Origin of the sequence: Agromyces sp. NPDC058064, assembly GCF_042885275.1 — a bacterium.
Taxonomy (GTDB): Bacteria; Actinomycetota; Actinomycetes; order Actinomycetales; family Microbacteriaceae; genus Agromyces.
On sequence record NZ_JBHVSE010000001.1, the window covers coordinates 77,049 to 85,772 of the forward strand.

8 protein-coding genes are annotated in these 8,724 nt (G+C 70.5%); 2 read left to right on the plus strand and 6 right to left on the minus strand.

The annotated features are described in order from the left end of the window. The 3 genes from ACFVSL_RS00345 to ACFVSL_RS00355 all read right to left on the minus strand — a co-directional run. The coding region (locus tag ACFVSL_RS00345) for an LGFP repeat-containing protein (RefSeq protein WP_386937479.1) at positions 1-1,619 on the minus strand (1,619 nt) is incomplete at its 3' end. A 136-nt stretch (positions 1,620-1,755) separates the two neighbouring features. After that, a complete protein-coding gene (locus ACFVSL_RS00350; RefSeq protein WP_386937481.1) occupies positions 1,756-2,586 on the minus strand; it encodes a glycosyltransferase in 831 nt (276 codons plus the stop codon). Further along, entirely contained in the window at positions 2,583-3,533 is a 951-nt protein-coding gene (locus ACFVSL_RS00355) for a glycosyltransferase (RefSeq protein ID WP_386937482.1), read from the minus strand. Before ACFVSL_RS00355 ends, ACFVSL_RS00350 begins: the two co-directional genes overlap by 4 nt. Before the next feature lie 165 nt (positions 3,534-3,698). On the opposite strand from ACFVSL_RS00355, the gene ACFVSL_RS00360 reads away from it, so the two are divergent. Then, positions 3,699-4,835: a glycosyltransferase family 4 protein gene (locus ACFVSL_RS00360; RefSeq protein WP_386937483.1), complete on the plus strand. Its 1,137-nt coding sequence runs from the start codon at positions 3,699-3,701 to the stop codon at positions 4,833-4,835. A gap of 85 nt (positions 4,836-4,920) precedes the next feature. Here ACFVSL_RS00360 and ACFVSL_RS00365 read toward each other — a convergent pair whose 3' ends face one another. From ACFVSL_RS00365 to ACFVSL_RS00375, 3 genes are all read right to left on the minus strand, one after another. Beyond that, the gene (locus ACFVSL_RS00365; protein ID WP_386937484.1) at positions 4,921-6,294 is read right to left on the minus strand and encodes an LCP family protein; all 1,374 of its coding nucleotides are present in this window, start codon (positions 6,292-6,294) and stop codon (positions 4,921-4,923) included. Then, complete coding sequence (gene purE, locus ACFVSL_RS00370) at positions 6,291-6,758, minus strand: 5-(carboxyamino)imidazole ribonucleotide mutase (protein WP_386939292.1); 468 nt, start codon at positions 6,756-6,758, stop codon at positions 6,291-6,293. Before purE ends, ACFVSL_RS00365 begins: the two co-directional genes overlap by 4 nt. Positions 6,759-6,878: 120 nt before the next feature. Further along, positions 6,879-8,009: a 5-(carboxyamino)imidazole ribonucleotide synthase gene (locus ACFVSL_RS00375; RefSeq protein WP_386937486.1), complete on the minus strand. Its 1,131-nt coding sequence runs from the start codon at positions 8,007-8,009 to the stop codon at positions 6,879-6,881. Between the two features lie 79 nt (positions 8,010-8,088). On the opposite strand from ACFVSL_RS00375, the gene ACFVSL_RS00380 reads away from it, so the two are divergent. Continuing rightward, on the plus strand, positions 8,089-8,721 hold the full coding sequence (locus ACFVSL_RS00380; protein ID WP_386937488.1) for a GtrA family protein: 633 nt from the start codon (positions 8,089-8,091) through the stop codon (positions 8,719-8,721). The last annotated feature ends 3 nt before the right edge of the window (positions 8,722-8,724 follow it).

The following is an 8,724-nucleotide window of genomic DNA, read 5'->3' on the forward strand; positions in this document are numbered from 1 at the left end:
GGCAGCCAGTACATGACCTTCCGAGCACCGTCGTACAACAGGTAGCCACGCTCGAACCGCTGAGACGACCACCCCGAGCCCTCATCGACCACACCAGCGATCGGGTACCCCAGCACACCGCTTCCGCCTCGCAACGCGGACCAATTGGTGCGGAAGACACCAGCCACCGCAATGCCACCCACCATCGTCACGGTGCCTGTCGACGCCTGCGTCAGGCGAGCCCCGACGAAGGTCTGCGTCCAACCTGAATCGGCCGAACCGGTGGGCGACGCCGTCGGTGCACCGATCGCACCACCGAGCCCCCCACGAGCCTTCCAGAAGTCCCAAACCGCCGACGGCAGCCAGTACATGACCTTCCGAGCACCGTCGTACAACAGGTAGCCACGCTCGAACCGCTGAGACGACCACCCCGAGCCCTCATCGACCACACCGGCGATCGGATACCCCAGCACACCCTGAGATTGCTTCAACGCCTTCCAATTGGCGAGGTACGGTTCGCTGACGCGATATCCGCCTCGAACGGCGATACCGCTCTCAGGCTTCCAACTCACGAAGCCGAACTCGAAGGACTGCGTGTGTTCGATCGCATCCGCCCCTGCGACATCGGACACCGGGTACCCCAGCCGACCTGCCGGGCCGCCATTCGCGTAGTAGTAGGTGGCGATCGAAGCGGCCGTGCGGAACGCACCGAGATCCGCGCGATAGACGAGTTGGCCGCGCTCGAACCTCTGGAGGATTCCCCCGCCGCTGACAGACTGGGCCGCGGCGATCGGCGGCCCGAGGCGTCCGTCGGCACCGCCGTGCTGCAGCCACGCCGACATCAGCGCTGGGTGCACCTGAACCGCCGTCGACCCGAACCAATCGGTGAACATCCGCCAGAAGTTCCGGTTCCCGTAGCTCGAACATGCGTCGCCGGTGCCGTAGAGGTTCCGCAGGGCCGCCGCGTTCGGACGATAGGGCGTGTAGAGGTACAAGCCGGCGGTCGCCTGATTCTGGATGTACACCTGTGAAGTGCCGCAACCGGCGTTCGGATGCCACTGGATGGTGTTGTAGCGTCCCGCTTGGTAAGCACGGATCGTCGGGCGCGCGCGGTACTTCTTGAACTGCCATGCAGCGTGGTAAACCTGATTGAAGAAGCCGTAGTAGTTGACGTCGCAATCCGCCGTGTCGGGGCACCCGTAGCCTGTCGCCGAACGATACTGCCGCGAAGTCGGCCAGGTATCGGATACCAGGCCCTGTTCCTTCTCGAGCAGGACGAGCATGCTCTGCGGGTTGATTCCGCATGCACGCGATACCTTGTAGATGATCAATGCGGCGCTCTCGTTCGCCTGTCCTGCGTATGCAGCGCATCCCTCGCTCCGCGCCGGCTGTGAGGTCGTGGTCTGTCGGAAGTTCTTGAGGCAGACGTACCCGGTCCGGCATGTCGGCACCTTGGCATTGAGGAACGACTGTATCTGCGCCACGGTCATCGTTGCACTGTTGTAGAAAACCGCATCGCTGATGATCATGCCCGGGTTGAACTCCGCGCCGTCTGCGGCGACCGCTGGTTTCTCGTTCACAATGCCGTCAGCCGTCGCGAGTCCGATGGTGAGAACAAACGCCATGAGTACCGCGAGCATCCGCGGCTTCCGCCCCTTAAGCAACATCAGAACCGCCTGCCCCCCCGAACTCCGGCTTCGCCCATGTTATCGACCCGAGAGCGGGAATCGGTGATGCGGCGTGCTCGCGCGCGTCGGCCGAGCCGATCGTCTGGGGTCAGTCCGGGTGCGTGCCCGCGATCAACCGCCGGTACGCGAGCTTGCGCACCCGCTCGGGAACGAACCGGTACACCCCGCGCACCGTCACGTTGCGCAGGTACTCCCAGCGGCTGGTGAAGCGGATCCTCCGCAGCGCGCGCTGCAGCTGCAGTTCGCTGCGCCACTGCGCCTTCCCGCCGCGGCGGGCGTAGGCGCCCGCGCCGACGCGGTACATCACGAGCGGCTCAGCGAGGTTCTCGACGGACGCCCCGGCGTCGATCATCCTCGCGAACAGCCAGTAGTCCTCCATCAGCCCGAGCGGCTGGTACCCGCCCGCGCGTTGGACCGCGCTGCGACGGTACATGACCGTGGGGTGGCTGAACGGGTCGTGGAAGCGCGCGTAGCGGGCGATCTCCTCGTGCCCGGTGCGCGGTGTTCGCCGGCCGACGATGGCGCCGCCGTCGTCGAGGAACTCGAACATGCCGGTGCCGAGGAGGTCGACGCCGCCTTCGACCACGGGGAGCTGGCGCGCGAACCGCTCGGGCAGCGAGATGTCGTCGGCGTCGATGCGGGCGACGATCTCGTGCTCGCAGAGGGTGAGGCCGAGGTCGAGGGCACGCGCCAGCCCGACGTTCTCATCGATCACGTGACGCGTGACGGGCACGGGGCTCGAGTCGACGACGCGGTCGATCGCGGCGGCGAGCTCGTCGCCGACCGGGCCGTCCTGCACGAGCACGACCTGCGACGGCTTCACCGTCTGGTCGCCGACGCTCGAGGCGAAGGCCTTGGCGAAGTGCGCGGCGTGGTCGCCGCGGTAGACGGGCATGAGCAGCGAGAAGTCCGCGCTCATGCAGGCTCCACCTGCTGCACGGCGTCGCTCGCGCGGCCGAGGCCGGCCAGCGCCATCGCGTTCGGCCGCGGCCGGGTGCGGGTGCCATCGTGGTAGCCGCGGCGCCAGCCGTCGCGGAGCACGGTGCGATCCGCCGAACGTGCGAAGGTGCGGATCCAGCGGCGCACGCTCGACGCCCCGTACACGGCCTTCTCGAACCGGCCGAGGCTCTGCGAGCGCCGGAACATCCACAGCTTGTTGCGGACCTCGTAGTAGAAGCGAGGACCGGGGTCGGCGTCGGTCGCGCCGAGCACCTTCGTCTTGTGCACGACGACGGACGCCGGCACGTGGAGGCCGCGCCGCCCGCGCAGCGCGCGCGTCGAGTACTCGAAGTCGTCGTTCCAGATGAAGTAGTCGGCGATCGGCAGGCCGATCTCCCGCACCACGTCGGCGCGCACGAGCATCGAGACGAACGAGGTGCTCCGAATCGGGATGCCGCCGCGGCGTGCCGCGGCGATGCGCTCCGCCTTGCCCACGAAGGGCTTCTCCCTCGGGGTGTTCATCGGGTGCTCGGTGCCGTCGTGCCAGACGACGCGCGACCCCGCGACGACGTGCTCGGTGCCGTCGACGGCGTCGAGCAGCTCGGCGAGCGCCCCCTCGGTCGGCACGGTGTCGTCGTCCATGAGCCAGAGCCAGTCGGGCTCGTGGTCGGCCAGGGCGACCGCCATGCCCGCGGCGAAGCCGCCCGCCCCACCGGTGTTGCGCGGCAGCGTGACGAGGTCGACCAGCTCGCCCGCGGCACGTGCGACGTCGGCCGAGGCATCCGTCGAGGCGTTGTCGACGACGACGACCTTCGCGAGCGCGGCGCGCTGGGCGCCGAGCGCGTCGAGCACCTCGGCGAGCAGCTCGGCCCGGTTGTAGGCGACGACGACGGCGACGACGCGCGGTGGCACAGGTGACGGACTCATCGACTCTCGCTGATCTGGGGACGGCGGCCCGGACTCTCGGACGCCTCCCCACTATCTTGCCCTGTCTGCGGCTGCGAGCTTTCCACAGGCGGCCGCTCTCGCCCGATTCTCGGCGAGCGGGCGATAGATTGGATGATTCGACCGTACGACACTCGAAGGAGGGGCATGCCCACGACGCTTCGGATGATCGTCGACCAGGTGATCGCACCGGTGCCCGGCGCGCTCGGCCGCTACACCCAGGCCCTTACGACCTCGCTCATCGACACCGCTCCGCGCGGGTGCGACGTCGAGGGCGTCGTGTCCTCCTCGCTGCCGAGCGACTACGAGCAGGTGCTCGAGCGCTTCCCCGGCCTGTCGGGCCTTTACAAGTCGAGCCTCGCCCGACGCGAGCTCGTCGCCGCGTGGCAGTTCGGCCTCACGACCTCGCCGGGCGGCGGCATGATCCACGCGCCGAGCCTCTTCGCACCGCTCCGCAGGCACGCCGCCGCGGGCAACGACCAGACGGTCGTCACCGTGCACGACCTCCTCGCCTGGACCCATCCCGAGTCGCTCACGCCGACCACGGTGGCGTGGAACAAGGCGATGATGAAGCGCGCCCGCAAGCACGCCGACGCGATCGTCGTGCCGACCCACGCGCTCGCGGAGCGGCTCGCCCTCGTCGCCGACTTCGGCGACCGGGTGCGCGTCATCGGCACGGCGCCCCGGCTCGGCCTGAAGCTCCCGCGCGACGCCGCCGATCGAGCGGCCCGCTTCGCCCTCCCGGGCGACTACCTCGTCACCGCGGGGTCGCTCGATCCCCGCAACGGCGTCGCCGACCTGCTCGAGGCGCTCGGTCGCGCCGACTCCCCCGACGTCCCGCTCATCGTGCTCGGCCCCGAGAACTGGGGCGAGCAGCATCTCGCCACGGTCGCCGAGGAGGCCGGGATCGCGCGCGGCAGGGTCCGCGCGCTCGAGCTCGACGACCCGGCCGACCTCGCGACCGTCCTCTCGGGCGCCACCGCGTACGTCGCTCCGAGCCACGACGAGGGATCGGGCACCTCGCTCATCGAGGCCTTCGCCCTCGGCGTCCCCGTGATCCACTCCGACACCCCCGCGTACGTCGAGGTCGCGGCCGAGGCCGGCCGCGCGGTCGCCGTCGGGGGCGGTGCGGGGTACGCCGAGCGCCTGTCGGCCGCCGTCACGGCGGTCGTCGACGACGCCGAGCTCGCCGACCGGCTCTCGATCGCCGGCACCGACCGCGCGCAGGCCTTCACCTGGCGCGACTCGGCCGAGCGGGTCTGGCAGCTGCACGCCGACCTCTGAAGCCGCCACGCTGTGGCGGCGGACGGCCGGCACGCGGGCGCAGGCTCGACCGCCGGCGCGCCGCGGCGTCCCGGCGACGTCCGGGCTACTCCGCGGGCTCCTCCGTCGCCGGCGGGGCGATCGCGTCCGCGACGAGCTGGCGGATGTACTCGTAGTCGGGATCGGTCGGGTCGATGCCGTTGTCGGGCGTGAGCTCGACGTGCTGCATCGGCAGTTCCTTGGTCTTCATCGCGAGGTTCACGAAGTAGCCGAGGCTCGACTGCGGCACATCCGTCTTCACGGTGTCGGCACCGGCCGCCGCGACCTCCTGGAACTTCGCGAGCACGTTCGCGGGGGTGAACTGGCGCAGGATGGCCTCCTGCAGCACGCGCTGACGGGCCATCCGCTCGTAGTCGCCGCCGGCGACGCCGTATCGCGCACGGCCGTACCAGAGCGCGTGATAGCCGTCGAGGTGCTGCTGGCCGGGCTCGATCCAGCCGTCCACGCCGTCGTTGTCCTCGTCGCCGCCGATCGGGATGCGCGTCTCGACGTTGATGTCGACCCCGCCGAGCGCGTTGATGAGGGCCTCGAAGCCCTGCATGTCGATGAGGGCGTAGTACTGGATGTCGAGGCCGGTGATGCCCTCGGCGGCGTCGCGCATGCCCTCGATGCCGGGCTCCGAGCCCTGGGCGACCGCGTTCGGGTACATCTCGGGGCTCTTCAGCTCGACCTCCGTGTACACGGAGTTCAGCTGGCACACGTCGACCTCGCAGCCGTCGATGGCGCCGTAGCCCTCGGGGTAGACCTCGGCGAGGGGCGAACCCTCCGAGAACGGGAAGTACTCGAGGTCGCGCGGCAGGCCGATCGTGACGGCCGAACCGGTCTCCGCGTCGATCGAGACGATCGACATGCTGTCGGGCCGCATGCCCTCGCGGTCGGGGCCGGAGTCGCCGCCGAGCAGCAGGATGTTGTAGCGCCCGTTCTCGTCGGGCGGCAGGCTCGGTCCGGCGACGAACATCGACGAGATCACCCCGCCGGTCGTGGTCGCGAGGTATGCGCCGTAGGCGGCGGTGCCCGAGACGAGCACCATGACGACGGTCGTCAGGCCGGCGATCCAGCCGCGCGCCGAGGGCGCCGTCTTCACGATGCGCACGAGCCGCAGCGTGTCGAGCGTCAGCACCACCCACAGCACCGCGTAGAAGGCGAGCACGAGCGCGACGAGCCACAGGGTCCACGGCGTCGAGGCGATCGTGAACAGCGCGGTGCGCCAGAAGAACCATCCGAGCAGGGTGAGCAGGGCGAGCGCCCAGAGCACGAGCGTCGCGCCGAGCCCGAAGCGCCCGAGGCGCCGGTTGCCCGCGAGCACCTGCGGGGCTCCGGGGATGAGGAAGTTGAGCGCGACGAGCCACCAGCCGCGGCGGGTCATCACCGTGCGCGAGGCGACATCCGGGTACCGGATGGGGCTTGCTGCGAGGCTCATCGCGACTGCTTCAACCGCTCGTTCTTCTCCTCGACGAGGGCGGCGAGGTCGCGTGCATAGCGGTCGAGCGCGGCGGCGATCGCGGGGTCGGATGCCCCGAGCACGCGTGCGGCGTAGAGTCCGGCGTTCTTCGCGCCGCCGATCGCCATCGTCGCGACGGGGATGCCGCCGGGCATCTGCACGATCGACAGGAGCGAGTCGAGGCCGTCGAGCTTGGCGAGCGGCACGGGCACGCCGATGACGGGCAGCGTCGTGACGGAGGCGAGCATGCCGGGCAGGTGGGCTGCACCTCCGGCGCCGGCGATGATGACCTTGAGGCCGCGGGCCGCAGCCTCCTTGCCGTAGGCGATCATCTTCTCGGGCGTGCGATGCGCCGAGACGACCTCGACCTCGTGGGGGATGCCGAACTCGTCGAGCACGGCGGAGGCCTCGCTCATGACGTTCCAGTCGGAGTCGGAACCCATCACGACGCCGACGAGGGGGCTGGTGTTCGTCTCAGTCACTTGATCGAGTGTACGGCCGCGCGCTGGGAGATGACCGCAACGACACCGCGGCCCGGCGCCGGTCGACGAGCGACGGCGGCGTCAGTCCTGGAAGAACGCCGCCGCGGCGCGGGCCTCGTAGACGACCGCGTCGAGGTCGTCGCCGGTCGCCGTGACGTGCCCGATCTTGCGGCCCGGGCGGGGCGCCTTGCCGTAGTTGTGCACCTTGACCGTGGGGTGGCCGGCGAGCGCCTCGGCGTAGCGGTCGGTCAGCGCCCCCTCGGCGGGACCGCCCAGCACGTTGACCATGACCGACCAGTCGCCGCGCGTGCCGGTGCCGCCGAGCGGCAGGTCGAGCACGGCCCGGAGGTGCTGCTCGAACTGCCCGGTCGTCGACCCGTCCATCGACCAGTGCCCGCTGTTGTGCGGGCGCATCGCGAGCTCGTTGACGAGGAGGCGGTCGTCGGTGGTCTCGAAGAGCTCGACCGCGAGCGCACCGGTGACGCCGAGCCCCTCGGCGATCGTGACGGCGATGTCGGCGGCGACGTCGGCGACGCGACCGGCGGAACGGGGCGCGGGCGCGATGACCTCGCTGCAGACGCCGCCGACCTGCACCGTCTCGACGACGGGCCAGGCGGCGATCTCGCCGCTCGGACGGCGCGCGACCATCTGGGCGAGCTCGCGGCGGAACTCGACGAGCTCCTCGACGAGGAGCGCGCCCTGACGGCCGTCCTCGACGATCGTCGAGAACCACTCGGCGACCTCGGCGGCGCTGCGCACCACGCGGACGCCCTTGCCGTCGTACCCCCCGCGCGGGGTCTTCACGACCGCGGCGCCGCCGTGGTCGGCGATGAACTCGTCGAGTTCGGCCGCGGTCTCGACGCGCGCCCAGTCGGGCACGGGCAGGCCGAGCTCGGAGAGCCGCTCGCGCATGACGAGCTTGTCCTGGGCGACGGCGAGCGCGTCGGGCCCGGGGTGCACCGCGATGCCGGCGTCGACCATCGCGCGCAGGACGTCCTGCGGGACGTGCTCGTGGTCGAAGGTCACGACGTCGACGGTCTTCGCGAACTCGAGCACGGTCGCCGTGTCGGTGTAGTCGCCCACGCGATCAGCGGCGATCTCCGCCGCCATCCCCTCCTGCTCGGCGAGCACCCGGAGGTCGACCCCGAGCTCGATCGCCGCGGGAACCATCATCCGGGCCAGCTGTCCGCCGCCGATCACTCCGACCCGCACCCCGTGCACTCCATTCGCCGTCGTCGTGCGCCCCGACGGCGCCCAGTCCAGTCTAGGCGTCGGGGAATAGGATGTGTCGGTGTCCACCAGCATCGCCGAGGTCGCCACCCGCCTGTGGCACGGGCTGCTCGCCTACGCGGTGAAGTTCGGCGTCGTGGGCCTGATCGGCCTCGTCATCGACGTGACGCTCTTCAACGCACTCCGGCTCGGGCTCGCGGGCGACGACACCTGGGCCCAGTCCGCGATCGGCGCGAAGACGATCTCCACGAGCGTCGCGATCGTGTTCAACTGGCTCGGCAACCGGTACTGGACCTTCCGCACGCACCGGCGCCGCAACTACCTGCGCGAGTTCGCCGAGTACGTGATCGTCTCGCTCGGCGGCATGGCGATCTCGCTCCTCTGCCTGTGGGTCAGCCACCACCTGCTCGGCTACACGACCCTGCTCGCCGACAACATCGCCACGAACGTCGTGGGCCTCGGGCTGGGCACGGCGTTCCGGTTCCTGCTGTACCGGTACTGGGTGTTCGGGCACCACCGCGCCGACGGCCTGTCGACCCTCGCCCGCGTGGAGGAGGCCCAGCGCACGCTCTTCGAGGAGCCGGATGCCCCGGCGCGGACCGACCCGGTCGAGGCCGGCGCCGAGGCATCCGCACCCGGACCGGACGCGCTCGCCCGCTCGAGCGGGCCCGCCTCGCCCGACCCAGGTCCGTAGCGG

Excerpts from the sequence above, each read along its gene's own strand:
- purE (WP_386939292.1), bottom strand. The coding sequence starts at position 6,758 with ATGGGTTCCGACTCCGACTGGAACGTCATGAGCGAGGCCTCCGCCGTG.
- ACFVSL_RS00350 (WP_386937481.1), bottom strand. The coding sequence starts at position 2,586 with ATGAGCGCGGACTTCTCGCTGCTCATGCCCGTCTACCGCGGCGACCAC.
- ACFVSL_RS00360 (WP_386937483.1), top strand. The coding sequence starts at position 3,699 with ATGCCCACGACGCTTCGGATGATCGTCGACCAGGTGATCGCACCGGTG.
- ACFVSL_RS00365 (WP_386937484.1), bottom strand. The coding sequence starts at position 6,294 with ATGAGCCTCGCAGCAAGCCCCATCCGGTACCCGGATGTCGCCTCGCGC.
- ACFVSL_RS00355 (WP_386937482.1), bottom strand. The coding sequence starts at position 3,533 with ATGAGTCCGTCACCTGTGCCACCGCGCGTCGTCGCCGTCGTCGTCGCC.